The organism is Phaeobacter sp. BS52 (assembly GCF_045040595.1).
Classification (GTDB): domain Bacteria; phylum Pseudomonadota; class Alphaproteobacteria; order Rhodobacterales; family Rhodobacteraceae; genus Phaeobacter; species Phaeobacter piscinae.
Genome location: NZ_CP090662.1, coordinates 3,041,620 through 3,067,641 on the forward strand (window position 1 = coordinate 3,041,620; position 26,022 = coordinate 3,067,641).

Here is a 26,022-nt window from a genome sequence, read left to right on the forward strand (position 1 = left end):
TCAGATTCCTCGGCACCCAGTGAGGAGATTTCGAGTATAGGCCCGTAAGGCATGTGCCGCATCATGCATCATTTCTGGCTGATACTCATCAATTCGGCCCTCATTGAGTTGAACAAAATTTGCCTCGGAATCAAGAAATGGTGGACACACCGCTCGGAGCTTTTCGAGCATAGATTGCAGCGTGAGACGATAAAGAGGAAATTCAGAATGTGCTTCGATAATGTGCCCACTCATTGCCGACTCACGAAAAAAGTGTGCTGTGTTCTCATTTCCGCCTGAGAACCAGACTGGGTTCCTCATCTCCTCTGCCGCAGCTTCAACGATAGCAGTAGGAGTGCCAAGGTTCGACGATGCCACACAGCGCTCGATATACTCCATCTCGTCGCCATCGTATCTACCGCCATTGAAGACCATGGCCACAAAAGCGAACCCTCTATCTTGTCGCTTTTTGAACGCTTTGTTCCTCTTTCCAAAGCGTGAAAACGCGTCAGGGATCTTGATTTTCGTAAAATCAGAATGCCTTAGGTTTAACGCTATAAAGGCAAGTGCTGCTGCCAACCTCGTACTTAGGAAAAGTTCCTTCGTTCCTGCCTGAATCGATAGAATGTGGGCAGCTGTGTTATATTCGATAAGATCATGATCGTAGGCCAGTTCATTGAACTCCCTATTGGCAAGAGTCATCTCAACCATCCGAGGGCCTTCTTCCTGATGGGTGTTTATCGCGGTGAGGGCTGCGTCAATCTCCGATGCTATAGCCCTAACCTCGAGCAGAGCACCTACTGATACTGGCTGTCTCGCAAATGTCCGCCGCGAAGGATTTTCGCCGAACTTGGCCATAAAGATTGGCCTATCTTCGCGTGTTCCCCCATTTGGGTCTATTTCCGCACCCGTGACATAGTCTATCGACCATGGTCGGGCCGCCGTATGCGCAACCGATGGCGCGCTAGTGAAGCGGTAGTACAATGGGGACAGAACAGACCTATCAATATCGAACAATTTCAATATTTTCGGAAATTCTGTTTCTGTACCGCGCTCCAATGCTCGATAGGCGCGACAAATATCGACAATATATTCCCTACCCCACGTTGTCCCGAAGAAGTCAAACCAGTGAGTCATCTCATGGCAAAGTACCTGAATGTCCTTTCGAACAGGCATTAAGTCCTTTGCCTTCAAGGCATCGCGGACGTCACCAGTACGAAAGCACCCGACCTCAACTAATGTCGAATGCGGAGCAAATGACCCCATAGCGATTTGGTTTGGGAAGAAGCTAGTTTGCTGCTTCTTTTGTTCCATCTGAGTTCTAGATAGGCTACGCTCGGTTACGTTAATTGAAGGCATTGGGTGCTCGCCTCTTTGTCTGTATCGGTTTAATTTTTGATTGTCTTTTCAGTCATGTGGAGTTTTTGATCAACCAACATTGGAGGTCAACGAATGGCGTCTCGCACTTCTCTCCTAGCAAAGCCAACGTTTCCCGCTAGGAGCTTCTATGTCCGCTTAGAACCCTCAGTGAATACAACCCAAATAGTTCTCCCCAAATCGGTCCATCGCCGCAGGAGCAATTCGTTCGTTGACGCTGTCATCAATGAATAACCCCCAAGGATAAACGTCGACGTTTGCTAGGTCGAAATCGTCTTTTGGGTTCTGCTTGTTTTGGCTGAGAAATGCGTAGCGGATCCCTGCCCACATCTCGAAGCCGAGCTCGACCTCGAGACCATCATATATGCTGTCGCCAGGGGCGTTAACGATCACCTTTTTGGTAATGTCACCGAGTGCTTCCAACAGCATAATGCTGCACGTATGGGCGATAATGTCCGCAAGTTGGATGCCCATGACCGCCTTGGAATCCTGTTCAAAGTGGAAGATGCAGCCTGCGAGCTCCGGATCGCCTGCAACTAAAGCCTCGGCCGCACTTTTATGTTTGAAGAGGCCTTCATCAAAGAAGACCTCATGCTGCCGCCCCTCGAGCAAGGGATGCTTCAGTGCGCTACGCAAAAGCGTCAACGAAGCTGGGCCTAATTTCCTAGTGTCTTCCGCACTATCTACAACGCACAGGGCCATTTGGCAGTTGCGTGCGATAAAGTGCTTCAAGCTGTCACGCAGCGCTTGAAGATCATTGTCATCTTTCATTGTCGCTGAAGACTTGAACTCGAACGTACTTGGGTCGAAGCCGTGCTTTCGAAAAAGGGCGCTAATTTCTTCTGTGGGATCCACATCACAAATGGCGAATGCGGCAAGTGAGAATCCGGATCTATGATGCTTGCTGTCATCTAAAAATAGATAGGCCATTACTGCTTAAAACAATTCTCTCTGTGCCAGGTTACAAACTCAGACCTTGGCCGGTTAGCGAGGCGGCCCGGCACCAAGATCTTGCCGGACGAGTTGATCATCGATGTCACTGCTTCGATGTCGTTACTTTGACGGGAAACCAGAATTGTCAGGTCGTCTGCCAACCCAACGAGGCCGCGATCAAACATCCAATGCGCAGTTCCGGACAGGGCGAGCCCGTTGCTAACGATGTCGGGGCCGTCATGCTCTACTGGTCTGATATGAGCGGCTTCCACCTCAGCGCGACCACCACCATTGATCAGGCGCAAGCCAGTGATGGCGCAGCGTTCGCCATAGGCGCGCAGGACATTCTTTCTGAAATTGCGGTCGCGAACCGCCCGATTGGTCAGCTGGTTGACGCGTTCCCGTGCAGGCATGTGTTGGAAAGGTGTTTGTGCGTCTTGAAACCCTGGCAACTGCATCATGTCACCCACGCGTGGCAGGATGTCCTCATCCCGTCCAAGGCCACGTTCGATAATTCGAGCAAAGTCTTCAGCGGAAAGGGTTCTGACCGCGGCTTGCGCGCGCCCGGAAATCTTACCTTGATCGTTCAACAAGCCTTGTTCGACGATTGTGTTTTCGTCTCGAAATGAAACAGGGTCGCCGAAATCAAGATACGTTCCTGGCTCGATGACCGCCAAGAACATGTCCGGCTTCCTTGGATCCGGAATGATTTCCTGCACTTTGGCGACAGCAAAATACCCTTTGGTCTCTTTGACCTTGCTTGGCTCCAGGTAGACGATCCAATCCCCTTCGCACTGTTGGGCACGCGAGAGGTATTGCTTGGGAAACTGATACCGCTCCGAGGGAATGTCGTCGTAGATCGAGTCGCTGCGATGAATGAAGATGCCGAAAGCCATCGGATCAATCGCGTTGAAGACGTTCCAGTTTTCGATCGGCCGCGCGTAGGGTCAGTACCGCACCTGTCAAAAATGGAAGCGCCAAGCCAGCTGCGGCGATCGCAAAAATCAGGATGGCAGCCAAAACCGAGTATTCGGCAGACTGTTGTGCCAATGATAGTTGGCCCAAGCCAATCAGGTAAAACACACTGGTTCCAAGTAAGATCGAGTAAAGCGGCCCAAGGGGTTCGATCACCTCACGGCGAGTGCGCTCCAAGACCGAATGTCGCAACATATTCCAGCGTTTGCTTGCCTTGTTCATCAGATTAATCCCTTACCAACTCGATCCATGTGTGCACGTCGTCATCTGTCACTTCACGGCCTTCGATATGCGATTGATACCAACGGGCGACGATGGCGCCGCGCTTCTCGCTTTTGATTTTTATGCCCTCGTCGGTGAGGTGCTTATCCAGCGAGCTTTCAATGTGTTTGAGCGCTTCGAAATCATGCCCGGCCCGAATGGATTTGGTGCCTAGTAGTAGCCAGGGCACGTCTACCTCGAACCGCTGACCCATCGCGACTAGGGCTTCAACAGGCATTCCGCGCTGGCCCTTTTCGTAGCTATGATACGCGCGCGGTGAGACACCGATAGCTTCCGCCATGGCCGCTTGTGAGAAACCGATTTCATTGCGAGCAATGGTGAGACGAGCACCCATTGCAGCAAAAAGATCAGCATGTTTCTGCGGCATCTGCATTTTCCATTTGATTACTTCGTCGAAATTAGCGAATCTTGCAAAAAATGACGAACATTTACGGTTAAACACATCTGACCACGTCAGAAGGTGCAGAACAAGCGATTCCATGCGTGTCGCCGATTCAACTTAAGCGGACAAGGACGACTGAAATGGCAGAGACCAACTATTCAGGCAGCTCTCATATCCTGGGGCTTGGAAAAACGCCCGCGCAGTGGGTTGAAGTCATGGCGGGGATGGGGATCGATATTTCAGAGCGTACGTTGCGCGAGCGAGCAAATGAGACGGGCGCATTCTATCGCCTTGGGCGAACCATGCTGATCACGCCCGCGCAGATTGATACGATTTTTGAAGGAGGCCAGTCATGCCGCTCCAAATTTACAAGAGGGGCCGTGTCTACTGGGCCAAGGGGTGGATTGAATACAACGGCAGGCCAATCGCTAAGCCCATACAGGCGAAGCACTAAGGCATCTTCAGAAGAGGGCGCACGGGACTGGATAAACCATGAGACCGAACGGCAGATCCGTCGCTATGTCGTGGGCGATGAACAAAGCAAGACGTTCTCCGATGCAATCATGCTCTACAACGCGTCGCCTAAGGCGGCAAAGCAGTTGATCCCTATTGTCGAAGCAATCGGAGACCTGTCGCTAAGTGCGATTTCAGGTGCGCTATTGAAGAGCCTCGGCCAAAGCTGAAACCCAAAGCGTCGACCGATACCTGGTGGCGTGAAATCGTGACGCCCGCGAGTGCTGTGATTAACAACGCCCACGAGCTGGAAGGCACGCCGCTGATCCGTGTAAAACCCTACGATAAGTTTGAGCGGATCGCACAGGACAAACGGCGCGGGAAGCTTAGCCGCGTCGAGCGCACGCCAGCTGACAAGGAATGGATCGAAGCCTTTTGCCGTGCTGCTGATCCGTACAACGCCGCGCTAGTCCGTTTCATGTTTGAGACGGCAGCACGGATTGATCAGGCTGTATCTTTGGAGCCTGATGACCTTCGACCGCACGAAAACAAAGTCCGCGTGAAAGCGCAGAAAGGACATCCAGAAAGTTGGATTGCTGTCTCGCCTCAGATGATGGATGAGCTGCTCGCGTTGCCGCCAAAACGCCCAAAGAACCGCAAGACTGGCAAACTGATGAAGGCGCGTGTTTTCGGCTATGGCAGCTCGACAGGCTACAACACGCGCTGGAAGACAATCTGCAAGCGCGCGGGCATTCCGTACCTGTCAGCGCATCCCGCCGGTCGGCATGGGTTCTTCACTGAGCTAGTCGTGCGCCAAGGTGTAGACCCGGTCACCGCAGCCAAGGCTGGCCGCTGGTCAGACCCGAATCTGCCCATGCGGATCTATGCCCACGCAGAGACCGATGAGGCCGACATCAGGGCCCGTTTTCGTACAAACCACGTACAGGATTATGCTGTACAAACACCCAACAGTAAGAAATCTCAAAAGGAATAGCGCTATGAACGGTTCCCTCCTAAGGGGCAGGTTGCAGGTTCGAATCCTGCCGGGGTCGCCATTCTGTTGGCTGTGCTATTTTTCTCATTCGTCGGTGTGTGCAAGATGATCTCTTCCCTCCTTTGGGAGGGGCTATGTCAGATCTGGCGCGCCTGTGGCAGAAGGAAGGGAACACCGGATCGGGGCAAGCTGTTGACCGGGACGGGGCAACCGTAGGCGTGTTCCAAGGTTTGGCTGGTTAGAACCTCCTGCGGGGTGCCCCTGGCGGCGACATGTCCGGCATGGATCAGGGTGATCTGGTCGGCATACATGGCGGTCAGGTTCAGATCGTGCATCACTGCGGCAACACCGCCGCCGCGCGCTGCATAGTCACGCGCCAGATCCATCACGGTGAACTGATGACCGATATCAAGGCTGGCCACGGGTTCATCCAGAATAAGCCAACGCGGGATGCCCTCTACCACCGGTTCCCAGACTTGGGTCATCACCCGGGCCAGCTGTACACGCTGCTGTTCGCCGCCGGAGAGATCTTGATAAAACCGGTTTGCAAACCCGCCCAGATCGACCTGTTCCAGCGCCCTGAGCGGTAGCTCCTTGTCCGCCGCGGCCAGACCTGCGGAGAGCCCGAGCCGTACGATTTCCACCACTGTGAAGGGAAAGGCGATTGCGGCGGATTGCGGTTGAACGGCCCGGATTGCGGCCAACTCCCAAGGTTTCATCGCAGCGGTGTCTTGGCCGTTCATCAAGACCTGGCCGGTAAAGGGCACCTCGCCGGTCATTGCCCTCAGGAGTGTGGTTTTGCCAGAGCCGTTTGGGCCTGCGATTGCCGTCACCTCACCTGGTCGTGCGACAAAGTCGATGCCATGCAAAATCGTGCGGTGGCCAAGTTTAACCGTAATGTCAAAAGCTTCCATCGGGTTCTCCGCTCAAAGGCCCGTGCTGCCGAAGCGGCGCAGCAGGATCCACAGGAACACCGGGGCGCCCAGAACGGCTGTGATAATGCCAATCGGAAGCTCGGCTGGGGCAATAATCACCCGCGAGATCATGTCTGCCGCCAGCAATAGCGATGCACCCAAAAGGGCGGCATTTGGCAACAGGCTGTGGTGGTCCGGTCCGCTGGCCAAACGCAGCAGATGCGGGACGACGATGCCGATAAATCCGATGCCGCCGGAGACCGCAACAGAGGCTCCGGTGGCGCTCGCGACTATGAGGATTGCGATATTTTTGACCCGTTGCACCGGAATGCCGATATGCCCTGCCGCCGCTTCTCCCAGCGCCAGCCCGTTCAGGCCGCGCGACAGGGCTGGCAGAGCCAGCAGAGCGACGCCAATGATGGGGGATGCTGCCAGCACCTTTGACCAGGTTGCACCGGCCAGCGAACCCATGCCCCAGAAAGTGAGGTCGCGCAGTTGGTTGTCATCTGCGATGTAGACCAGAATTCCCGACAGAGCCCCTGAAAGTGCGCCGAGCGCGATGCCTGCCAGCAGCATCGTGGCGACCGAGGTCTGCCCCCTGCGTGTGGAGACACGGTACAGAATGAGTGTAGACCCCCAGCCGCCGAGAAATGCGGCGATGGGGACAAGGTAGTTGCCAACCGTATCGCGCAGCATGGCAGGCAGAAAGGCACCCAAGACAATTGCACAGATCGCTGCTAGCCCCGCGCCAGCACTGACACCGACAATCCCTGGATCCGCAAGCGGGTTGCGAAACAGCCCCTGCATCACAGCGCCGGAAACGGCCAAGGCGGACCCAACCAAAATACCCAAGAACAGACGTGGTAAGCGGATATCGAACAGAACAATCTGATCCAGTCGCGACAGGTCGCGTCCCGTCGCCAGATCCCGCAATGCCCCCCATAGCGACGTGCCTGACGCGCCCCAGGCCAAGGACAAAACAGACATCACGGCCAGCAGCAAAGCCAGAACGACGGTCAACCTCCGCGCCTGCACCCGGCGGTCGATAGCGCCCAGCGATGTGACACCGCTGTTGGGGGTATCCGCGGCGAGCGCCATGTCAGTCTGCCTCGCTGTAGAGTGCCTGGTTGAGTTCAGTGACTGCGGATGCGGTGCGCGGCCCAAAGCCAAGCAAATGCAGGCCGTTCATGCGGACCACCTTGCCGGTTTGGGCTGCGGGGGTCGGCGCGATGGACGGCAGCGCAAGCAAGTCCTCGATTGCGGCGCCATGGTCGCCGCCACGGTCCATCATCAGGATCACATCCGGCGCAGCCTTCGACACCGCTTCGTCCGTCATCGGCTTATACCCGTCGAAGTCCGTCACCGCATTAACGGCGCCAGCCATTCGGATGATGCTGTCGGCCGCCGAGTTTGCACCGCCCGCCATGATCCTGCCGCCGCGTGTCGAGAGAATGAACAGCACCTTTTTGGGATGCTCCCCGGCAACCGATACGGCCTCTGCTTCTGCGGATCTGAGGTCTCGCGTCACGGTCTGCGCCAAGGCTTCGGCTTCGGCCTCTTTGCCCAATGCCGCACCAACGGTGCGAATCTTGGCTGTGATCCCGTCTGCGGAAAAGATCTCCGGCACCGAAACGTAGTCAACTTGAGCGCTTTTGAGGACGTCCAGCGTTTCAGGCGGGCTTAGCGCCTTCGATCGCGATAATCATGTCGGGGGCAACCGACAGCACGCCTTCAGGGGACAATGCCCGCGCGTATCCGATATCCGGCAACGCCAGTGCTGCTGCAGGGTAGGTGGAGGTTCGGTCGCGACCGATCAGCCGATCCTGCTGACCAAGAGCGTAGATGATTTCGGTCACCGAGCCCCCGACAGAGACGATGCGTTTGGGCGTCTCTGCCAAGGCAATACTGCCGATTAGCAGCCCTGCCATCAGCAGATTAAGCCCCAAGAACAGACGGCTGAATACAGACATCACGCAGGTTCTTTCATAGCAAAGGACGTCAGGTTTTCAACGATGGCATTCCATTCCGGTCGGTGATCTTTGGCTTCGGTCCGACGGCCAAAGACCTGAAAGATAATGCCGCCCTCGGCATCAAAGGCTTCGACGGACACCGCGTCTCCGCGCTGGGTGGGCTTGGTCACCGCCCAAACCTCAGCGATGTGGTCCATGCGCAGATGTAGATCAAACCCGGGGTCGAGGACATTTTGCCATGGACCCATTTCACGCAGATTGCGGATCGGGCCACCATGGATTTCGATGCATCCCATATTCCCGACAAAGAACATAACTTCGAGTTCCTGATCCTGCACCGCGAACAACATCTTATTGACCTCAGTCGGGTCCAGCTTGCGAGCCAGCGGTTCCCCCGCAATGCGGTAGGCGCCCAGTCGATTCATCTTCAGCTTCGATGTCAGCCGCATGAACTGATGGGTATCCGTCATCTTTGCCCATTCAGCGCGCAGGATGTCTGCTTTCTCCGGGTTTGCTTTTGCAGCTTCTGTCGGTTTGCGCGGCTCTACGGCCAGTTCCTGACTCTGTTCCTCCAGAGTCAATTCTTCAACCAACCGCTGCCAGGCATCCACATCCGAGGTCTCGCGCAGATGTACCTTGTGAACAGCGTCGCCCGCTGCATCAAAGATCTGAATTGACCGTTTGGTGCCCTTGTCCGTTTCGCGTTCCACCGCAAAAGCTGAGACGAAATGCCGGGGGAAGAAGCGTAGATCAATTGCATCATTGAGGATCATCGATGCGTGCTGGCCTGAGTGATAGTTTTCGTAGATGCCAACCTTCTCAATCACACAGGATGGGTTGCGGGTCAGGGCCATAACCTCACCCAGCGGCGCAAGTCGCGGCATGATTTCATCCGGGCTGGCCTGAATGCGCGAGACGCCTGCACCGACATAGGCCGCCACCAGCTGGCCTTCGGCAATGCCGAATTTGTCGGCAAAATCGCGATCTCTCAGGTTTGCATGCTCTGCGCGCGCCGCACGGATCGCAGCTGGTGTCATGGTTGAGGCGGTCATCACAGCCCTTTCTACTAAGACGTCCTAGAAGAGGCTGGCAGTGGCGGAACGTGCCGCGCGAGAGCTGGCCACCGCATTTTACGGTGCATTAAATTTGTTGACTGTTTTTATCAGCTTTAATAACAGACACAAGCGGAATTTATGATTCCACCAGATCTATCAGACAAACGACCAGGCCAGCCCCGCCGCAAGCATTTGGTTCACCGAACTAGACTAATGCGAAGGGACGCGAGATGGGGAAATACCAAAAGGGATGGCGGTTGCTGAGCACCGTATCTGTGTTGGGCCTGCTAGCCAGTGCAAACAGCGTGGCGGCACAGGATATTGCGGAAGACGGCGATTTTCTGGGGACGATTGAGCTGAGCGCAGGCAAGCGCGAGGTGCAGACCGACACCGGGGTGCCGCTCACTGTTATCAACCAAGAGGAAATCGACGACCGGCAAGCGGCAACAATTGCCCAATTGGTTGAATCCGTACCAGGTGTGACACTGGTGAATGGCACCACCCCGCAGTCTTCCGGTATTTCGATCCGTGGCTTTGGCGCTGACGGGACCTACGGGGCTAACCCGCGCGTGTTGATCACCATTGATGGGGCGACCACTGGCGGCGAAGAGATCTATCGGATTGGTAACCAGCTATTCACAGATCCCGCACTCTACAGGGAAATCTCGGTCATCCGCGGTACGGTCGGCAGCTATGAGTATGGATCCGGCGTTGTCGGCGGTGTCGTACAGCTGGAAACCAAGGATGCCTCTGACTTCACCGGTGGCGAAATCGGTACACGCTTCCGGCAGACTCTGGAGGCACAGTCCAACGGCACCGGATGGGCCTCATCCTCCATTCTGGCTGTGCAGCCAACAGAGGATCTGGAATTTCTTCTGAACTACACAGTCCGTGACAATGATTCCTACGAGGATGGCGATGGTGTTGAAACCGCAAATAGTGGCTTTCGGAACTATTCCTATCTGGCGAAGGGGCGCTACACATTCGGGGATTCCCGCGAGCATGCCCTGAGTGCCTGGTATAATGTCACCCATTCGGACGACAACAGCGTGCCCTATGACATTCTGGGCGCGTCTTCAGGTGGCGGGTTCTACTTCGGCGATGTGGATCGGATCACAGACAGCCGGACCGCCGGATTGCGCTACGAATTCGATGCGGTTGACAACGACCTCATCCATTTTGAGGCGACCCTGACCTATGCGGAACAGGACATTGACAGCACATATGTCGTTGGCAGTTGCGCTGGGTTCCCAGGCTGTGATGCCTCTGTGTCAGATCTGTTGAACGCGGATCACAACTATAAAACCACCAAACTGCAGTTGAAGAACACCAGCTATTTTGACACCGGCATCGCCTCCCACGATCTGCGGCTTGGTCTGGAGATTACAAACCGTGAACGCCTTGATGCGAATTCGGCCCCTGGTGGCACCGACCGCAGGATCGCGCTGTTTGCAGTGGACGACATTCAGTTTGGCGACCGTTTCACGCTGACCCCAGCCCTGCGGTATGAAACGCAGGACCTGAAGGGGACGGACACTGTGTCCCCCGGGGCCACCGACCCCTATAACGGCGAGATCAAGAACGATGCTCTGATGGGTGGGCTATCGGCGCGCTATGAGTTCGACAGTGGCTTTGCCGTCTTTGCGAGCGCCGCATACACTGAGGTTCTCCCGATCATTGATCGGTTGGACAAGGATCCTTCGGTCTGGGTGCCGGAAATCGGGACCACCTATGAGGCTGGTTTCTCCTATCAGAACCAGGATGTCTTTACCTCCGGCGATCAGTTGGCCTTTAAGGTCAATTACTATGACACCAACCTGAGCGATGTTCGGGTTGCTTAGCGATGTGCTGACACAGGTGGATGTCGACGGCTTCGAAGTCGAAGCGTCTTACGGCATGGCGAACGGCCTCTATTTCGACCTGAACGGAACCGTTGCAGATGGTGAACAACGGCGCCCGGATGGCACTGTGTCAGAGTATACTCTGGCCCCGGTTGGTTCCGCCGCGCTGACAGTTGGCAAGCGTTTCAACGACACGCTGGATCTGAGCTGGGAAGTGGTGGCTGCAGAAAGTACAAATGCCATCAATGGGAGCGGTCCCTTGCCTGGTTACGGAGTGAATAACCTGCGCGCGACCTTCCGGCCGCAAAACGGCATGCTTGAAGGGACCGAAATCCGGTTCGGCGTCGAGAACGTTTTTGACAAACAGTATCAGACCCAACTCTCAACCCGTGCTGCGGCCGGGCGCAATTTCAAGCTGACGGTTTCCAAAACCTTCTGATCCCAAAGGCAAATCGAGAGGTGTTCCATGACACTTGGATTGAAAACCGGAAAACCCCTGCTGCTGGCCGCTGTGCTGGCAGCAGCAGGCGGCGCCGCAGCGCAAGAGCCGGACAAAGCAGGGGTCACCATCGAGCTGAGTGACGCCGAACCGGTCGGCGAGGCCTGTAAACTGTCCTTTGTTGTGCAAAATGGCCACAAGGCGGACATCGGCAAGGCGGTCTATGAGACCGTCTTGTTCGATGATCAGGGACAAGTGGCGCGGCTCACGCTTCTCGATTTTCAGGATCTGCCTGCCGGGCGCCTGCGCGTGCGGCAGTTCCAGTTTCCTCACACCTGTGACGGCATCAGTCGGGTCCTGATCAACGGTGCCGATACCTGCTCCGGCGATGGGCTGCCGGACGGTGCCTGCAGCCGCGGGCTTTTGCTGAGCAGCAGGGTGATGGAGCTGGCAGGATGACATTTGTTCAGGATGCCCTTGCTAAGGTGCTGGAGTTGGGCGGACCGGTGGTCTTGCTGTTGCTGGCAGTTTCGGTCCTGACCACTGCACTGGTGCTCTACAAGATCTGGCAATACCGTTCTGCCCGTGTCGGCCAGCATAAGGCGTTGGCCTCTGCGGTCGCAGCCTGGGATCGCGGCGAAGGAGAGGCCGCCCTCGACAAGCTGAGCCATAGTCAGTCCTATCTGGTCCCGGTGATGCGGCTGGCCCTCTCAGGTACACAAGACACAATGCTGGCCGAGCGTGCTGACGCCGAAGCAGAAGAACGTTTCTCCCAGTTGGAACGCGGATTGGGGGCATTGGACATGGTGGCACAGCTGGCGCCTCTGCTGGGGCTTTTCGGCACGGTGATCGGCATGATTGAGGCGTTTCAGAAACTGCAGTCGGCAGGCGCGTCGGTTGACCCTTCACTGCTTGCGGGTGGTATTTGGGTGGCCTTGCTGACCACGGCGGCAGGGCTGGCTGTCGCTATGCCCACCTCGCTTGTGCTCAGCTGGCTCACCGCCCGCATGCAGCGCGAGAGGGTCTTTGCCAATCGTGCTCTGCGCACCATCTTTGCCCCGACAGCCCAGACCCGGCCAAGAGAGCCTCTTCAGGTGGCGCATGGCACTTAAACTGCACAGCGCGCGTCGCGGCAGGCTCTCGATGACCTCGCTCATTGATGTGATTTTTCTGCTGCTTCTGTTCTTCATGCTGACGTCTACATTTTCAAAGTTCGGCGAGATTGAACTGATGGCGGCAGGGCGCGGACCTGACAGGGGTGAGCGGCAGATGCTGTTTGTCAAGCTGGGGGAAGACAGTCTGACCTTGAACGCGCAGCCAGCTGACCTTAGCCGCATTGCCGATCTGATCCGCCTGCAGCCGCAGGCTGGCGACGGCCATCTGGTTTTGATCAGCCCAAGCGAGGGGGCGTCGTCACAACGCCTGGTCGATTTGCTCACGCAGTTGCGCCAGGTGGCGGATCTCCAAGCTGTGGTGCTGGGCTGATGCGTATCCGGCAACATACAGCGGCGCAGAAGGAACCGACGATTGCGTTGATTAACATCGTTTTTCTGATGCTGATCTTCTTCATGATCGCGGGCACCTTGGCGGTGCCGCTCGACAAAGATGTCACCCTGATTGAGGCCAAGGATCTGGAGGGGCGGGAACCACCGGATGCCTTGGTGGTGCATGCTGATGGCAGGCTCACCCTGCGCGGCAAAGTGCTGGCGGATGCCGCCACATATGCTGCGATGCTGACCGAAGAGGAGCGCGCCGAAGTGCGGATTGTTCCGGATCGCGATTTACCGGCCCGGGATCTGGTGAAACTGGGGAACGCATTGCGCGCTGCCGGGGCGCAAAATGTGCTGCTGGTTTCGGAAAGAGCGTTGCAATGACGGTGCCACACTCCCGGCTCATCGGCGTGTTCGCGCTGTTTCTGGCCGCAGCGGGCCATGCAGGCATGGCGCAGCTCAGTGTGCCTGACAAGGCAGAAATCAGCGGTGGTAATACTGGCCTCGCCGCCCAGGGTTTTTCCTTTGCCGATTTGGTACAGGGGGTTGATACGCCGATTGATGCCAAGGAGTTGCCGGATGCAGACATCGCCACAGCCCCCGCCGCAACCACGTTGTCACCGCAGGTCGAGAAGGTTGTGGTAGAAGCCGTGCAATCCGCCGTGCAGCCCCCGCCGACTGGCGCCGTTCCGATCCTGCTCGGCTCTTGAGGTCGAGCCAAGCCCGTCGCAGAAACCGGCGGAACCACGTCCAGCTGAAACGGCAACAGCAGCACCAAAACCGGAGGTGCTTGAGCCGCTGCCGGACGCCAAACCGGAACCAAAGCCCCGGCCCAATCCCAAAAGAGTGCAGAGGCGTGGGAATAACGCGGAGCAGAATACCCTGGCGGGAACGGCGTCGGGAACTGCTCCAAAACACTTCGGGCAAGCCAAAACATCCCCGGGCACGGCCAAGCAACAGGGCAATGCGGCGGCAGACAATTACCGCGGCAAGGTGTTGCGGCGTGTAATGCGTGCCAAACGTCAGCGGGTGAACATTCGCGGGGCAGTGCTGGTCCGGTTCACGATCACTGGCAGCGGCGCTTTGGCCTCCGCCCGCATTGCGAAAAGTTCGGGCTCTCCAAAGCTGGACAACATTGCATTGGCGCAGGTTCACCGCGCCGCGCCGTTCCCGCCCCCACCCAAGGGCATCAGGCCGTCCTACACGGTCAGAATCAAAGGCAAATAGCTTGTCGTGATACGGCAGATTGTTCACCTACCCACGCGTCGGCGAAAGTAGAACTGACGTTGCCATGTTGTGCCGGTTTGATCCTGAGCCGACCCGTATTACGTCAGCTGTATGAAACATTTGATGATTTTGGGCCTTCTGCTTCTTTGTGCGTGTGGTCGGAGCGTGCCAGATGAAGCGCGTATCGTTGTGGCTGGAGATTCTATTATGGCCTGGAATCGCGGCGGCGGTGGCTCGGTTGCAGACGGGCTCGCGAGGCGGCTGGGGGAGCCGGTGGGAGATGTGTCGCTGTCGTTTGCACGGCTTGTCGGGGGTGGTGGAGCGTTGAATATTCCCTCTCAGCTGAACGGTGTTGCAGCGGATTGGGTGGTGTTGAACGGCGGAGCCAATGACCTGAGTGGAAGTGGGTGTGGCTGCAGGGTCTGCGGCAGCGTGCTTGATCGGCTGATCTCTGAGAGCGGAACAAAGGGGGCAATCCCTGAGCTGGTTGCGGAACTGCGCCGCCGTGGATCCCGCGTGGTCTGGTTGGACTATTACACTGCTCCGCGATACGCCGGGACAATCTGCGTTGCGCCATACCGAATATTGGAAGAGCGCCTGGATCGCATGGCAGCCGCAGATCCGGGGGTAATCGTTTTGGACTTGGATTCGGTGTTCCGATCCGACGATCTCTCCCTCTTTTCCAGGGATCGCGTTCACCCGTCCCTGCGCGGGTCAGGTCGCATCGCCGATCTCGTGGCGCCTGTTCTTATACGTTGACTGCGGCTCTCTATTCCGATGCCCGTCATTCATCGCCAGCATTCAGGCCGGAGAGGAAGAAATCCTTGCCCAGCTCGGGGTTATTGGCCAATCCTTCGACCATGTCTTCGTAGTATTGCCGTTTGATTGCGCGACTTTGCGCTTTCTCTAGCCCGTGTCCAGTGAAGGAGGCGATGCGGGCGGTTTCATTGTCTTTCTTGACCCGCAACGCGCGCGCGACCTTGTCGGGGTAGCGTTTCACCAGCGCGCTGCGCAGGGTCCAGGAGTATTTCGGGGAGAACGGAGAAATCCAGTCAATGAACCAGAGCCGGTCACCGCTGGTCCAGCGATCAGGGTTGAGGTGGTTGGGATTGAGGATGTAGGCGGACTCGGTGTCCTCATCAAGGAGTGCCCAGCTGCAATAGGCCACCGGAAAGCCGTCCTTTTCAACAATGTAATACTGCTGATTGGCGATGGCAGGCAGGATAAATCCTGCCTGCTGGCTGACCGTCCAATCCCGGTGCAGGACGGAATTGGACCACAGCCAGGCAATCTTGCCATAGGTTTGAAAGTTCTGCTGTTGGTCCATGGTCCTGCTTTCCTGCTGTGACGGTCTTGCGGTCGTGGCGTCAGACAAAGACAAAGGAATTCGCCCCCAGCTCGTCAATTTCCACGCCGAACAGATCGATCAGGCCGTCTGCGGTCTGGATACGGGTGTGGGTTTCTTCTCCATTTGCGCTTTCTATGACTGAGATGTCAAAGTCATCAACCGAACCGCCGAAATTAAACATCAGCTTGTCCTCACCGACGGTGAAATCGGTGATCCGGTCATTGCCATGGCCTGCGCGGAAGACGAAGGTGTCAAACCCGTCCCCCCCGGCAAGCCGATCGTTGCCCGCGCCACCTTCGAGCAGGTTGCGCCCTGTGGTGCCGTTCAGGTCATCATCGAAATCAGTGCCAGTGACGCCTTCGAACTCTGAAATCTGATCGCCAGCAACATAGTTGGTCGGCGAGGGAATGAACTCCGAGGTCTGCTCTGCCAGTTTGATCCGCACTGCGGTTGAATGACCCTTGTAGCTGAGGACATCAAAGCCATCACCGCCGTTCAGCGTGTCTGTCCCCTCACCGCCATGAATGGTGTCGTCTCCGCCGTAGCCGAGCAATGACGTCATCGCCAGCGCCCCCTTTGAAGAAGTTCGCACCGTCATTCCCGACCAGGACATCGGCAAAGCTGGTCCCAATGGCGCCTTCGAAGTTGTCAATGCTCTCGCTGGATTGGGCTGGAGTGCCGTTTACGATGTCAGCGACCACCGAAGACCAACCCTTAGCTGGATTGTCAAAATACATAATGATGCCGTTGGTGGCGCCTTCGTAGCTGAGGACATCAAATCCTGCCCCGCCATCCAGATTATCTGCACCCGCTCCCCCGTCGATCAGGTCATTTCCGGCACCACCTGAAATCGTATCGGCGCCCGCACCGCCTCTTATGAGGTTGGCGTCCATATCACCGACTATTTTGTTCTGGCCCGCGTCTCCGAGCAGAACATTGTAGTTGCCATCACGGTTGGCAAGCATGTCTTCCAATGTCGCAAGCCCCCCGGCGGTCAGAACTGCACCGCCGGTCTGGGCATCCCGTGCCTGCCCCAGCGCATCGGCGAATGTGCTGCTGTATGGGCTGTCGCCGTTGTCGCGGTGCGTTGCCCAAATGTCGTCCGAATTCCGGAACGCGTGATAATTTGCGCGCAGGGTGCTGAAGGCGTTGTTGGGTGCCGCGGCTGAGGTGCTGTCGAAAGCCCCAAGCGCGCCGTGGCGGAAATTGACATCCGCACCATTGGAGGTGACCACATTGACCCGGAAGGTGCTGGCGCTGTTGCCGTCCTGCAGGATGGTATCAAGGTCCGCCTGCGACAGCCCGTCTTGGGTGGTCCACCCGGCCCAACTGCTGCTGGAGACCTGGGTGCTGGTGCTCAGGCCCGGACGATCAATGAAATAGTCCTGAACGGTGAAAGAGGAGTGCGCACCAAGTGAGATGACCAGATCGTCGCCATATGAGTTGAACCAGATATCCCCGTCTTCGCGCATATGGATGTTGAGGACGTCACCTTTGATGTCCTCAGCTTCTGGACCGGTGATCAGGTGGTGACCCTGGCTGCCGCCTCCATAGCTGGCCGGGAAATAGGTGATGTTGTAGACATCCCGGCCTTCGCCTCCGACCAGGATATCATTGCCGCCGTGGATATTGCTGTAGCTGAATTGATCATCCCCGGCACCGCCATAGAGGTAATCATCTTTCCATGACCCCTTGATCGTATCGTTGTGTTCAGTCCCGAGTATTGCAACGGAGTGGTTCCCCGCAACATCGACGCTGATATCCAGCTCAGTTGTGGTCCCGTCGGCATTCACATTGGTAATGCCGTTGTTGATCGCCTCGCGGTAGTCCGACAGCGAATGAACAATCGTGTCTCCTTCGACGCCTTCCTGTTCCAGCGTGATATGCGCGGCTTCGGTGTTCCATACGTTGAGTTGTTTCAGCGCAGTGTCATCAGTGCTGCGCAGGATATTGGTGAGCGAAGCCGCGGTTTTCGCAACCTCTTCATCCCGGTTGTCGGTCACCAGAGGGATCAGGGCTTCGGCCATCTCAGATGCGGTTTGTTCGCGGATCTGGTCAGTTTCCAGCTCGTCTACCAAACGTTTGAAGCTCTCGGAGCTCAGGCCCAGTGTGTCCCCGTCGCCAGCGCCACCATCAAGATAGAGCTCCTCCTTCTGACCGCTCCAGTAGCTCTCCAGTAGCGCGTGGTCGAGGTTGATCAGATCGTCACCCTCACCACCGCCAACAACCTGAATGGCCGCGCCGACGTTGATCTGGTCATCACCGCCAAAGCCGAACACCTGTTCAAGCTGGGTCGATGTGTCGAGATACATGTAATCGCCCAGAGACGAGCCATGCAGAATTTCAACGTTGCTAAGGGTGTCTCTGACGGAATGCGCCTCGCTGCGCTCATCCAGCCCAACCTTGCGGAACTGCACAACTTCGGTGCGCTTGCCGTGATTGGTTGTCTGGGAGTCGATGGACTCCTGGTAGTATTTTGAACCGGCTTTGAGGTTCTTATACACATAGGTGGTGCCGTCAGAACTAGAGATCGACAGCCCGCGCGACAGCTCGTCTTCTGACAGCCGTGCATAAGAGGCGGTGTCTTGCCCGCTGCCACCATCAAAGGTGACCTGGCTTTCGTATGAGAACAGGGTGTCATCGCCGCCGCCCGCATCGATGTCGATCCCGATCTCCATCTTGTTGCCCATGCGATCCTCTGCACTGGACACGACTTTGCTCATGTTGAAGGTGGTTTGGTTGGCGCCGTAATCGCGGATATTCCAGCCGGACAAGTCGGTGATCTTCAGCGTTGTCTGATATTCATTCTTGCCGGTTTCTTCGCGGCTAGTTTCCTCAGTCCCGGCGGAGAACAGTGGCGTCGTGAACGTTAGATAGGATTTGGCACCATTGGCGTTGGGCAACTGAATGACATTGATATCGCTACCTTCAGTTGGACTAAGGGACCGGTTTCCGGTCTGCCATCCATTGCTGGTGAAGGTCTCAACATAGTTCTTGGCGGTCTTGTTCAGCTCGCCGCTTGTTTTGCTGATTGCCGCCAGCTCGACATCGGTGACATCCAGCCCTTGCCCTCCCAGCGCAATCACCTGATCAACGTCTTCATCGGCGACCAGATCACTGAAGAAATCGGTGTAGTGGGCTTTGGTCTTTTCCTGTTTTTGGTCGAAACTACCGTCAAAGAAGTCCTCGACGGTCTGTTCATTGCCGTTCTCATCGGTCCGGATTTTCTCGGCGTATTTGTCGGCGATCCCTTCCAGCGCAACCTGTTCAAATGCGCCGACAATGGCAGAAATCGCGCCACCAATCAGCCCCACAGCAGCGGCGATGGGCGCACCCACACCGGTTGCGGCCAGCACACCGGACGTCACCCCTGTGACAACATCAAGCCCGGTGGTCACACCGTAAAACGCGGCTTCTGCGTCCTTGGATTCCTGCAACAGATCGCTGAGAAGACCTGAACTGTAGGTGTCGGATTTCTGGATCGCGTCGATCCGGTCCTGTTTCTGGTCGAACTCGGCCCATTTTGCCGGGTTGATGGCCCCGACGACGGACCCGATGGCACCAATCACCGGTACTGCCTTGCCAAGCACATTGGCGGCCTTGCTGCCCGCCTTTACCGCCAGTTCCGCAATGCCGAGCACGTTTTCAACCGTTGCAAAGGCCAGTGCCGTGCCCTGAAGACCGACCTCGGCCTGTACGATCTTGCGGGTCTCATCTGGCAAGTCGGGATCTGCCAGCAGCTTGGCCGTCGGCACAAAGCTCCCAGCGGCGCCGCCAACCAGTGACAGCGCGGCAAAGCCCTTTGCCCCCTTGGCGAATTTGAGGTGCCCTGCGGCCTCAAGAATATCACCGCCCGCCCCCAGCGCGGCCTCACCCAGGAAACCGGCATTTGCGGCATGGCCCTCGGGTGTGTTGTCGGGTTTCACCGCAAAGGCCGAAATTGCCTGTCCGGTGCTCAGCACATTGACGCCCGCCTTCAGCGACGCCGTGCGCACGGTGCTGCTGTATTCCTCAAACCCCTCAGTTTTTTCTTTCAGATTGATGAGATCAAGTGACTCTGCCGAAACCGCTTCCAGTTCGGCCTTCTTGTTGGCGGCAAGGATATCACTGCCGGTGTAGGTCTCGGCAGCGTAGGTCTTGTATTCTTCAAGCTTTTCCTGGCGAGAGATCTCCAGCGCGTCGATGCGGGCTTGCAGATACTCTGCGTGGTTTGCGGTGTGTTCGCCAATGTCGCCGCCTTTTGAGAAGGTCGCGAGTTTTGTCTGAAGGCTTTCAGCAGCATCCACCACTGCGTTGGTGCGGTAGATTTCCTTGCTGATCTTATCAGCCGCCGCCGCATCGAAATCCGGGTGGTTTGGATCACTCAGCCGGTCGTGTTGCGCCCGCAGGACATCAAGCTCGACATTCAGCTTCGAAATGTCGTCGGTGACAGTGCCCTTGATTGAGTTGATGAACTGTTCATTGGTGTTTGCCAGTTCACCCGCGGCGTACTGTTGTTCGACGGCCGCGACGATCTTGCCAACGATTTTCAGGTCTTTGGCGACAAACTCCGCCCATTGGGCTTCCACGTTGTTGTCTTCATCCTCGCCGGTCAGATCCTTTCCGGCGATTTTCCCTTTCAGGCTTTTGACCAGATTGTAGTTCCAGTTCGAGTAGTTGGTCGCCTTGCTGATCGACTTGACCTCTGGAATGGCGATCCCAGATTCTAGAAATGTCTGAACCGTATCGCGAAACGAGTCCCGCGCCTCCGGTCCCAGATCCGCAAAGATCGTGTCATATGCAATGACTGAGGTTTCCAGGATAGCGGCTTGTTCTTCGTTCAGCATATAATGCGACCTTTCTGACGGGGGCAGAGTGTGATCCGGTTTCGTCACGGTTGTGCCGTGCACGCAAACGCTGAAAAAAGCGCCGCCGTCATCGTATGTCCAGAATGCGAAATTGAATAAGGCCAGATCGCGAAAAGTACGAATAACGCGCTAAGGTTCAAGGGGTTATCAGAAGCCGCTGAGTTGAGACTAAGTGCGATCAAGGATGGTGGCCGGACGTATCAACCTGTTGACCTGCAAGGGCAGTTGTCGCAGCGCTCAGCCGTAGTGACGCATATTCTAAATTACATCACATGTTCACAAAATCGACGAATCACCTCCGGCGATGGGGCATGTCGGATCCTTCAAAGGTGCGGGTGCTGTGCCCTGATCGGGCATGCTGATGGCACGCGAATGAGCACGCTCAGGTTGAATCCTGATCGGCTGCTGGCCGTTTGCGACGGGCCTGTGTGCTACGTCAGTTCTAGGCCCGCCAAGTCACAGATCAGCCTGCGGATGGCGTCGACACCGTCGCGGGCCTTGAGGTTGGCAAAGACAAAGGGACGTTCGTTGCGCATACGTTTCGCATCGCGCTCCATCACTGAGAGATCCGCACCGACATGGGGCGCCAGATCGGTTTTGTTGATGATCAGAATGTCCGAGCGGGTGATCGCAGGACCGCCCTTGCGTGGGATTTCTTCACCTGCGGCAACATCAATCACATAGATTGTCAGATCGGCGAGTTCTGGGCTGAATGTGGCCGATAGGTTATCACCACCGCTTTCGATCAGGATGAGTTCAAGATCTGGATGGCGGTCGCGCAGCTCGGCCACAGCACCAAGATTGATGGACGCGTCTTCGCGAATGGCGGTATGGGGACAGCCGCCGGTTTCCACCCCCAGAATCCGGTCTTGTGGCAGGATCTGTTGGCGCATCAGCGCCTCGGCGTCTTCCTGTGTGTAGATGTCATTGGTGATCACCGCGATGGAGTGGCTGTCGCGAAACACTTCGCTGAGCGCTGCGGTGAGGGTGGTTTTGCCCGCACCGACTGGTCCACCGATGCCAATACGCAGGGGTCCGTTGAGAGTGGTCATGTGCGAAAGATCCTTGAATGCTGGGTTTCGTGTTTCATTGCTGCGATATCGGCAAGGAAGCTGGTAGAGGACAGCTGTGCGAGATCGCCTGCGTTGGTCTGCTCGGCAATGTCCTCACAAAGCGGCGCAAGGGCGCGGGTAATCGCCTGTGCTCTGCTCTGTCCGATGGGGGCGAGACGTTGGCCCGCCGCCACAAGGTTCGCGGCAAAGGCCTGCAGGTACAGCGCGATGGTCGCCTGCAAGGGCAGGGCACAGCAGTTTGCCGAATAGCCAACAGCGACGGGAAAAGTGAGCTTGGTGGGTATGCCGTTCTGGTCCGTTTCCGGCCACACGGTGCGGGTGATCTGGCAAAAGGCCGCTCCTTGCAGGTCGGTTTCGCGAAGACGCTCCAGCGATGGTGCATAGGCGCGACATTGTGCGTCGATCTGCGCCACGGCACCAGTATGCGGGGCATGATAGGCCGCAGCGAGGAACAGAGCATCAGACCAGCCACCGCCGTCCCGCAGAACTGTTTCAATCCAGTCCTGCAATTCGGCTGCTGTGCTGACCGCAGCGGAGGTGATCGCCCATTCCAACCCATGCGAATAGCTGAATGCCCCCACCGGATAGCCGGGAGAGAACCACTGTGCCAAGGTCAGCAATTGTGCACTAGTGGGCATGGGAGTGCTCGTGCCCGTCACCATGAGAATGGGAGTGGGAATGGCTATGGGTACGGCCATGGCCATAGGCCCCGCCCTCTGGGGTGAAGGGTTCCACTACATCGCGCAATGCTGCGCCAAGCTTGTTCAGCATGTCCCGGATCACATGGTCGCGCTGGATCAGCAGGCGATTGGCCTCGATCTGGCAGGGCATATGACGGTTGCCGATGTGCCAGGCCAAACGGAGGATGTGGTCGCCTGTCACTTCCAGCAGCTCCTCCTTTGCCGGGCGAACACCGATTTTATGCCCGTCGTCCAGCACGAAGGCGTCGCCTGCATCCAGAGATTGGGTGGACGGAAAATCGGCCAGAAACCGCAAGCCGCTATCGCTGGTCAACACTTTGCGGCGCAGGAACCGGTCCTCATAGCTTAGGGTGATCTGGTCATCGGTATCATGCGCGTGGATTTTGTGCTGGCTTAGGGGGAGGGACATCCGAGAACTCCGTCAGAATAAAAAATAGCGCTGGGCCATCGGCAGATCATCGGCCGGGGCACAGGTCAGAAGTTCGCCATCTGCACGGACCTCATATGTTTCCGGATCGACATTAATCTCTGGCAGGGCGGTGTTGAGTTTCAGGTCAGATTTACCAATGTTGCGCGTGTTCCTGACCGCGCAGGTCTGTTTGGCGAGGCCAAGGTGTTGGCGAATTCCGCCTGCTTCAGCTGCCTCTGACACAAAGGTGACGGCGGAGTTTTCCACTGAGCGGCCGTAGGCTGCGAACATCTGCCTGGAATAGACAGGCTGTGGTGTGGGGATGGAGGCATTGGGATCACCCATCTGTGCCATCGCGATAGAGCCGCCGAGCAGCACCATTTCAGGCTTTACCCCAAAGAACGCAGGGTTCCACAGCACCAGATCAGCCCGCTTCCCGACCTCAATACTGCCGATTTCATGGGCGATACCGTGGGCGATGGCCGGATTGATCGTGTATTTTGCAATATAGCGGCGGACGCGGAAATTGTCGTTTTCTCCGGTCTCTTCCGGCAGGCGCCCCCGTTGCTTTTTCATCTTGTCAGCAGTTTGCCAGGTGCGGATCAGAACTTCGCCGACACGGCCCATGGCCTGACTGTCCGAGGCTATGATCGAAAAGGCGCCAATGTCATGCAGGATGTCCTCTGCCGCGATGGTTTCGCGGCGGATGCGGCTTTCGGCGAAGGCGACGTCTTCGAGGATTGATTTGTCGAGGTGATGACAGACCATCAGCATATCCAGATGCTCTTCGATGGTGTTGACGGTAAACGGACGTGTGGGGTTGGTGGAGGAGGGCAGAACATGCGCCTCTCCGCAGATTTTGATGATGTCCGGCGCATGACCGCCACCCGCGCCCTCGGTGTGGAAGGCGTGGATGGTGCGGCCCTTCAGTGCTGCAACGGTATGTTCGACAAAGCCAGATTCATTCAGCGTGTCGGTGTGGATCATCACCTGCACGTCCATCGCGTCTGCCACTGACAGACAGCAATCAATGGCCGCCGGGGTGGTGCCCCAATCCTCATGCAGCTTCATCGCGCAGGCACCTGCGGTGATCTGCTCTTCCAGTGCGCGGGGCTGCGAGGCGTTGCCCTTGCCCGCAAAGGCCATGTTCATGGGAAAGGCATCCGCCGCCTGCAGCATACGTCCGATGTGCCAAGGCCCCGGCGTGCAGGTGGTGGCAAGGGTTCCATGGGCGGGCCCCGTGCCGCCCCCCAACATGGTGGTCAGGCCGGAATGCAGCGCCTCTTCGATTTGCTGTGGGCAGATGAAATGGATGTGGCTGTCAAAACCGCCTGCGGTCAGGATCCGTCCCTCTCCCGCGACGATCTCGGTTCCCGGCCCGATGATGATCGTAACGCCGGGTTGTGTGTCCGGGTTGCCTGCCTTGCCGATGGCGGCGATGCGCCCGTCTCTCAGGCCCACATCTGCCTTGTAGATCCCGCTATGATCGACAATCAGCGCGTTGGTGATGACCGTGTCGACTGCCCCTTCGACGCGGCTGGCCTGCGATTGGCCCATGCCGTCGCGGATCACCTTGCCCCCCCGAATTTCACCTCTTCGCCATAGCGGAGAGCCTTGCCGCCTCCGCTGGCTTCGGCGATCAGATCGCGCTCTACCTCGATGACCAGATCGGTGTCCGCCAGGCGCAGGCGGTCGCCTACTGTCGGGCCAAACATCGCTGCATAATCGGCACGGGTGATTTGGGATGGCATTAGAGATCCCCCATGATGGCAGCATTGAAGCCAAAGATGCGCCGTGCGCCGGATATCGGGATCAGCTGCACTTCGCGGCGCTGGCCCGGTTCGAACCGCACGGCGGTGCCCGCTGCAATATCAAGACGCTGGCCCCGTGCGGCATCCCGGTCAAAGTCGAGCGCCGGGTTTGCCTCGGCAAAATGGTAGTGCGATCCGATTTGCACCGGTCGATCGCCGGTGTTTGCCACCATCAGACGGGTAACGGGGTGATCCGGGTTCAGCTCCAGATGGCCCGAAGCGGGGAAGAGTGCGCCGGGGATCATTTGCGTCGCCACAGAAGGCTTGCACAGCCAATCACCACGGTTGCGAGCAAGGCCGCCAGAAGCCATGTCTCCGCGCCGTGGGGGTGAACATGTGCTCCACCATGGGCGAGGGCCGGGCTGCCGATCAGTAGCAAGAGAGTGAAGAATGCAGGGCGCGGTGTCATGGGTCTGGATCTCCTGATTGTGGATCAGCGAATGGGGTTGTGGACGGTTACAAGCTTGGTGCCATCGCGGAAGGTCGCTTCGACCTGAATGTCGTGGATCATCTCGGCTACGCCCGTCATGCAGTCGTCGCGAGTGATGACCTGCGCGCCCGCTTCCATCATGTCGGCGACGGATCGACCGTCGCGTGCCCCCTCGATCACCGCGTCTGTTATCAGTGCGATGGCTTCGGGATGGTTCAGCTTCACACCGCGCGAGAGTCGGCGCCGGGCCACCTCTGCCGCCATGGAAATCAGAAGTTTGTCTTTTTCGCGTGGGGTCAGATTCATGTCAGATCATCCAAGGTCGGGGAAGAGGGGCGCCATGCAGATCGCTGAGGATTGGCAGCAGCAGCTGGCGCAACGCGAAACTGTCGGGAGCGAGGGCACGCAGAATTAAAAGGTCATCGCCGATTATGCTGGCACCGGCGGTAGGACCCAGTTGCGCACGTAAAGGAGCAAGCCTGCCTTCGGCATCGGGTGCGACGTATGCCAGGGTCGCCATAGCTCCGGCGCCACCAGCTATCGTCGGATTCGCCAAATGTGCGGCGACATCGCCATGCAGATGGATTGTATCCAGAAACAGGGGATGCCCGGCGCGCCGAATGTCGATACGATCATTCAGGCGGGCTTTGGTCAGCTTCTCGCCCATGGCCGCCCGCCCAAAAACCAGCGTTTCACACAACAACAGGCGGGACTCTGCGTCCAGATCAACGGTGAGGCTTCGGTCCAGGCTGCAGCCTTGAAACAGGATCGTTTCCTGAGGAAGCCAGGCGAGGTTGGCCTGGGGGGCGACGCTGACTGTGTTGCGGATCAGGCCGGTCTCACCGGGCTGCGCACGATAGGCGCGCTCGGCTGCTTGGGTGGTGAGGGTCAGTGATGTCCCAACGCGAGCGGTTGCGTGCAGATTGAGTTTGTCACCCCCTGTCACACCGCTCGGCAGTATTGACGACCACCCCCTGCAGCGCGGCGTCGTCGGTGCGTGGAAACAAGAGCTTCAACGAGCCGACCTGCCGGAGCCCGGCCAGGACTGATGCACTGCCACGCCGCTTGGCGGAGACTGAGACATCTCCAACA

General features: G+C 57.4%; 29 protein-coding genes and 2 pseudogenes. 11 read left to right on the plus strand and 20 right to left on the minus strand.

What is annotated here, in order from left to right:
• The 5 genes from L0Z65_RS14640 to L0Z65_RS14660 form a co-directional block, all read right to left on the minus strand.
• Positions 1-1,293 (minus strand): hypothetical protein, encoded by a 1,293-nt coding sequence (locus L0Z65_RS14640; RefSeq protein ID WP_405108729.1) that lies wholly within the window; start codon positions 1,291-1,293, stop codon positions 1-3.
• A gap of 210 nt (positions 1,294-1,503) precedes the next feature.
• Complete coding sequence (locus tag L0Z65_RS14645) at positions 1,504-2,286, minus strand: DUF3800 domain-containing protein (protein ID WP_405108732.1); 783 nt, start codon at positions 2,284-2,286, stop codon at positions 1,504-1,506.
• Complete coding sequence (locus L0Z65_RS14650; RefSeq protein ID WP_405108735.1) at positions 2,286-3,185, minus strand: HNH endonuclease; 900 nt, start codon at positions 3,183-3,185, stop codon at positions 2,286-2,288. The genes L0Z65_RS14645 and L0Z65_RS14650 overlap by 1 nt, the downstream gene beginning before the upstream one ends.
• 4 nt (positions 3,186-3,189) lie before the next feature.
• Positions 3,190-3,486 (minus strand): hypothetical protein, encoded by a 297-nt coding sequence (locus L0Z65_RS14655; protein ID WP_405108738.1) that lies wholly within the window; start codon positions 3,484-3,486, stop codon positions 3,190-3,192.
• A gap of 4 nt (positions 3,487-3,490) precedes the next feature.
• On the minus strand, positions 3,491-4,027 hold the full coding sequence (locus L0Z65_RS14660; protein WP_405108741.1) for a helix-turn-helix domain-containing protein: 537 nt from the start codon (positions 4,025-4,027) through the stop codon (positions 3,491-3,493).
• A gap of 41 nt (positions 4,028-4,068) precedes the next feature.
• Between L0Z65_RS14660 and L0Z65_RS14665 the strand changes: the two genes are divergently transcribed.
• Positions 4,069-4,611: a hypothetical protein gene (locus L0Z65_RS14665; protein WP_405108744.1), complete on the plus strand. Its 543-nt coding sequence runs from the start codon at positions 4,069-4,071 to the stop codon at positions 4,609-4,611.
• Positions 4,612-4,649: 38 nt separating this feature from the next.
• On the plus strand, positions 4,650-5,375 hold the full coding sequence (locus L0Z65_RS14670; RefSeq protein WP_405108747.1) for a tyrosine-type recombinase/integrase: 726 nt from the start codon (positions 4,650-4,652) through the stop codon (positions 5,373-5,375).
• A gap of 137 nt (positions 5,376-5,512) precedes the next feature.
• On the opposite strand, the gene L0Z65_RS14675 is transcribed toward L0Z65_RS14670, so the two are convergent.
• The 4 genes and pseudogenes from L0Z65_RS14675 to L0Z65_RS14690 form a co-directional block, all read right to left on the minus strand.
• On the minus strand, positions 5,513-6,289 hold the full coding sequence (locus tag L0Z65_RS14675) for a heme ABC transporter ATP-binding protein (protein ID WP_405108750.1): 777 nt from the start codon (positions 6,287-6,289) through the stop codon (positions 5,513-5,515).
• Between the two features lie 12 nt (positions 6,290-6,301).
• Positions 6,302-7,387 (minus strand): iron ABC transporter permease, encoded by a 1,086-nt coding sequence (locus L0Z65_RS14680; RefSeq protein ID WP_102897993.1) that lies wholly within the window; start codon positions 7,385-7,387, stop codon positions 6,302-6,304.
• 1 nt (position 7,388) lies between these two features.
• Positions 7,389-8,217, minus strand: a pseudogene (locus L0Z65_RS14685) (hemin ABC transporter substrate-binding protein).
• Positions 8,218-8,258: 41 nt separating this feature from the next.
• Positions 8,259-9,311, minus strand: coding sequence for a hemin-degrading factor (locus L0Z65_RS14690; protein WP_405108753.1), 1,053 nt, complete (start codon positions 9,309-9,311; stop codon positions 8,259-8,261).
• A gap of 260 nt (positions 9,312-9,571) precedes the next feature.
• Between L0Z65_RS14690 and L0Z65_RS14695 the strand changes: the two genes are divergently transcribed.
• The 9 genes from L0Z65_RS14695 to L0Z65_RS14735 all read left to right on the plus strand — a co-directional run bounded on the left by L0Z65_RS14695 (position 9,572) and on the right by L0Z65_RS14735 (position 15,070).
• Entirely contained in the window at positions 9,572-11,155 is a 1,584-nt protein-coding gene (locus tag L0Z65_RS14695) for a TonB-dependent receptor domain-containing protein (RefSeq protein WP_405108756.1), read from the plus strand.
• Complete coding sequence (locus L0Z65_RS14700) at positions 11,139-11,594, plus strand: hypothetical protein (protein ID WP_405108759.1); 456 nt, start codon at positions 11,139-11,141, stop codon at positions 11,592-11,594. Before L0Z65_RS14695 ends, L0Z65_RS14700 begins: the two co-directional genes overlap by 17 nt.
• A 27-nt stretch (positions 11,595-11,621) precedes the next feature.
• Positions 11,622-12,053: a hypothetical protein gene (locus L0Z65_RS14705; RefSeq protein WP_096872876.1), complete on the plus strand. Its 432-nt coding sequence runs from the start codon at positions 11,622-11,624 to the stop codon at positions 12,051-12,053.
• Complete coding sequence (locus L0Z65_RS14710) at positions 12,050-12,706, plus strand: MotA/TolQ/ExbB proton channel family protein (protein ID WP_405108762.1); 657 nt, start codon at positions 12,050-12,052, stop codon at positions 12,704-12,706. The genes L0Z65_RS14705 and L0Z65_RS14710 overlap by 4 nt, the downstream gene beginning before the upstream one ends.
• Positions 12,707-12,737: 31 nt before the next feature.
• On the plus strand, positions 12,738-13,079 hold the full coding sequence (locus L0Z65_RS14715; protein WP_096869637.1) for a biopolymer transporter ExbD: 342 nt from the start codon (positions 12,738-12,740) through the stop codon (positions 13,077-13,079).
• Complete coding sequence (locus L0Z65_RS14720; RefSeq protein ID WP_096872874.1) at positions 13,079-13,468, plus strand: biopolymer transporter ExbD; 390 nt, start codon at positions 13,079-13,081, stop codon at positions 13,466-13,468. Before L0Z65_RS14715 ends, L0Z65_RS14720 begins: the two co-directional genes overlap by 1 nt.
• Entirely contained in the window at positions 13,465-13,794 is a 330-nt protein-coding gene (locus L0Z65_RS14725) for a hypothetical protein (RefSeq protein ID WP_405108765.1), read from the plus strand. Before L0Z65_RS14720 ends, L0Z65_RS14725 begins: the two co-directional genes overlap by 4 nt.
• Before the next feature lie 76 nt (positions 13,795-13,870).
• The gene (locus L0Z65_RS14730; protein ID WP_405108768.1) at positions 13,871-14,311 is read left to right on the plus strand and encodes an energy transducer TonB; all 441 of its coding nucleotides are present in this window, start codon (positions 13,871-13,873) and stop codon (positions 14,309-14,311) included.
• A gap of 123 nt (positions 14,312-14,434) precedes the next feature.
• A complete protein-coding gene (locus L0Z65_RS14735) occupies positions 14,435-15,070 on the plus strand; it encodes an SGNH/GDSL hydrolase family protein (RefSeq protein ID WP_405108771.1) in 636 nt (211 codons plus the stop codon).
• A gap of 25 nt (positions 15,071-15,095) precedes the next feature.
• Here the strand turns inward: L0Z65_RS14735 and L0Z65_RS14740 are convergent, their stop codons facing one another.
• From L0Z65_RS14740 to L0Z65_RS14790, 11 genes and pseudogenes are all read right to left on the minus strand, one after another.
• Positions 15,096-15,638, minus strand: a complete 543-nt coding sequence (locus L0Z65_RS14740; protein WP_405108774.1) for a toxin-activating lysine-acyltransferase — start codon at positions 15,636-15,638, stop codon at positions 15,096-15,098.
• A gap of 40 nt (positions 15,639-15,678) precedes the next feature.
• Entirely contained in the window at positions 15,679-16,221 is a 543-nt protein-coding gene (locus L0Z65_RS14745; RefSeq protein WP_405108777.1) for a hypothetical protein, read from the minus strand.
• The gene (locus L0Z65_RS14750; protein ID WP_405108780.1) at positions 16,172-20,485 is read right to left on the minus strand and encodes a hypothetical protein; all 4,314 of its coding nucleotides are present in this window, start codon (positions 20,483-20,485) and stop codon (positions 16,172-16,174) included. Before L0Z65_RS14750 ends, L0Z65_RS14745 begins: the two co-directional genes overlap by 50 nt.
• 452 nt (positions 20,486-20,937) lie before the next feature.
• On the minus strand, positions 20,938-21,558 hold the full coding sequence (ureG, locus tag L0Z65_RS14755; protein WP_405108783.1) for an urease accessory protein UreG: 621 nt from the start codon (positions 21,556-21,558) through the stop codon (positions 20,938-20,940).
• Positions 21,555-22,217, minus strand: a complete 663-nt coding sequence (locus L0Z65_RS14760) for an urease accessory protein UreF (protein ID WP_405108786.1) — start codon at positions 22,215-22,217, stop codon at positions 21,555-21,557. The genes ureG and L0Z65_RS14760 overlap by 4 nt, the downstream gene beginning before the upstream one ends.
• A complete protein-coding gene (locus tag L0Z65_RS14765; RefSeq protein WP_405108789.1) occupies positions 22,207-22,689 on the minus strand; it encodes an urease accessory protein UreE in 483 nt (160 codons plus the stop codon). Before L0Z65_RS14765 ends, L0Z65_RS14760 begins: the two co-directional genes overlap by 11 nt.
• 12 nt (positions 22,690-22,701) lie before the next feature.
• Positions 22,702-24,440: pseudogene (ureC, locus tag L0Z65_RS14770) on the minus strand (urease subunit alpha).
• Positions 24,440-24,745: an urease subunit beta gene (locus tag L0Z65_RS14775; protein ID WP_118070172.1), complete on the minus strand. Its 306-nt coding sequence runs from the start codon at positions 24,743-24,745 to the stop codon at positions 24,440-24,442. Before L0Z65_RS14775 ends, ureC begins: the two are co-directional and overlap by 1 nt.
• On the minus strand, positions 24,742-24,909 hold the full coding sequence (locus L0Z65_RS14780; protein ID WP_405108793.1) for a peptidase M23: 168 nt from the start codon (positions 24,907-24,909) through the stop codon (positions 24,742-24,744). The genes L0Z65_RS14775 and L0Z65_RS14780 overlap by 4 nt, the downstream gene beginning before the upstream one ends.
• A 24-nt stretch (positions 24,910-24,933) precedes the next feature.
• On the minus strand, positions 24,934-25,236 hold the full coding sequence (locus tag L0Z65_RS14785; protein WP_405108796.1) for an urease subunit gamma: 303 nt from the start codon (positions 25,234-25,236) through the stop codon (positions 24,934-24,936).
• A gap of 1 nt (position 25,237) precedes the next feature.
• On the minus strand, positions 25,238-25,876 hold the full coding sequence (locus L0Z65_RS14790) for an urease accessory protein UreD (protein WP_405108799.1): 639 nt from the start codon (positions 25,874-25,876) through the stop codon (positions 25,238-25,240).
• Between the last annotated feature and the right edge of the window lie 146 nt (positions 25,877-26,022).

Bases quoted from the DNA above. Each gene is read 5' to 3' on its own strand.
- L0Z65_RS14640 (WP_405108729.1), bottom strand. From the start codon at position 1,293: ATGGAACAAAAGAAGCAGCAAACTAGCTTCTTCCCAAACCAAATCGCT.
- L0Z65_RS14645 (WP_405108732.1), bottom strand. From the start codon at position 2,286: ATGGCCTATCTATTTTTAGATGACAGCAAGCATCATAGATCCGGATTC.
- L0Z65_RS14650 (WP_405108735.1), bottom strand. From the start codon at position 3,185: ATGGCTTTCGGCATCTTCATTCATCGCAGCGACTCGATCTACGACGAC.
- L0Z65_RS14655 (WP_405108738.1), bottom strand. From the start codon at position 3,486: ATGAACAAGGCAAGCAAACGCTGGAATATGTTGCGACATTCGGTCTTG.
- L0Z65_RS14660 (WP_405108741.1), bottom strand. From the start codon at position 4,027: ATGGAATCGCTTGTTCTGCACCTTCTGACGTGGTCAGATGTGTTTAAC.
- L0Z65_RS14665 (WP_405108744.1), top strand. From the start codon at position 4,069: ATGGCAGAGACCAACTATTCAGGCAGCTCTCATATCCTGGGGCTTGGA.
- L0Z65_RS14675 (WP_405108750.1), bottom strand. From the start codon at position 6,289: ATGGAAGCTTTTGACATTACGGTTAAACTTGGCCACCGCACGATTTTG.
- L0Z65_RS14680 (WP_102897993.1), bottom strand. From the start codon at position 7,387: ATGGCGCTCGCCGCGGATACCCCCAACAGCGGTGTCACATCGCTGGGC.
- L0Z65_RS14690 (WP_405108753.1), bottom strand. From the start codon at position 9,311: ATGACCGCCTCAACCATGACACCAGCTGCGATCCGTGCGGCGCGCGCA.
- L0Z65_RS14700 (WP_405108759.1), top strand. From the start codon at position 11,139: ATGTTCGGGTTGCTTAGCGATGTGCTGACACAGGTGGATGTCGACGGC.
- L0Z65_RS14705 (WP_096872876.1), top strand. From the start codon at position 11,622: ATGACACTTGGATTGAAAACCGGAAAACCCCTGCTGCTGGCCGCTGTG.
- L0Z65_RS14710 (WP_405108762.1), top strand. From the start codon at position 12,050: ATGACATTTGTTCAGGATGCCCTTGCTAAGGTGCTGGAGTTGGGCGGA.
- L0Z65_RS14715 (WP_096869637.1), top strand. From the start codon at position 12,738: ATGACCTCGCTCATTGATGTGATTTTTCTGCTGCTTCTGTTCTTCATG.
- L0Z65_RS14720 (WP_096872874.1), top strand. From the start codon at position 13,079: ATGCGTATCCGGCAACATACAGCGGCGCAGAAGGAACCGACGATTGCG.
- L0Z65_RS14725 (WP_405108765.1), top strand. From the start codon at position 13,465: ATGACGGTGCCACACTCCCGGCTCATCGGCGTGTTCGCGCTGTTTCTG.
- L0Z65_RS14735 (WP_405108771.1), top strand. From the start codon at position 14,435: ATGATTTTGGGCCTTCTGCTTCTTTGTGCGTGTGGTCGGAGCGTGCCA.
- L0Z65_RS14740 (WP_405108774.1), bottom strand. From the start codon at position 15,638: ATGGACCAACAGCAGAACTTTCAAACCTATGGCAAGATTGCCTGGCTG.
- L0Z65_RS14745 (WP_405108777.1), bottom strand. From the start codon at position 16,221: ATGACGTCATTGCTCGGCTACGGCGGAGACGACACCATTCATGGCGGT.
- L0Z65_RS14750 (WP_405108780.1), bottom strand. From the start codon at position 20,485: ATGCTGAACGAAGAACAAGCCGCTATCCTGGAAACCTCAGTCATTGCA.
- ureG (WP_405108783.1), bottom strand. From the start codon at position 21,558: ATGACCACTCTCAACGGACCCCTGCGTATTGGCATCGGTGGACCAGTC.
- L0Z65_RS14760 (WP_405108786.1), bottom strand. From the start codon at position 22,217: ATGCCCACTAGTGCACAATTGCTGACCTTGGCACAGTGGTTCTCTCCC.
- L0Z65_RS14765 (WP_405108789.1), bottom strand. From the start codon at position 22,689: ATGTCCCTCCCCCTAAGCCAGCACAAAATCCACGCGCATGATACCGAT.
- L0Z65_RS14775 (WP_118070172.1), bottom strand. From the start codon at position 24,745: ATGATCCCCGGCGCACTCTTCCCCGCTTCGGGCCATCTGGAGCTGAAC.
- L0Z65_RS14780 (WP_405108793.1), bottom strand. From the start codon at position 24,909: ATGACACCGCGCCCTGCATTCTTCACTCTCTTGCTACTGATCGGCAGC.
- L0Z65_RS14785 (WP_405108796.1), bottom strand. From the start codon at position 25,236: ATGAATCTGACCCCACGCGAAAAAGACAAACTTCTGATTTCCATGGCG.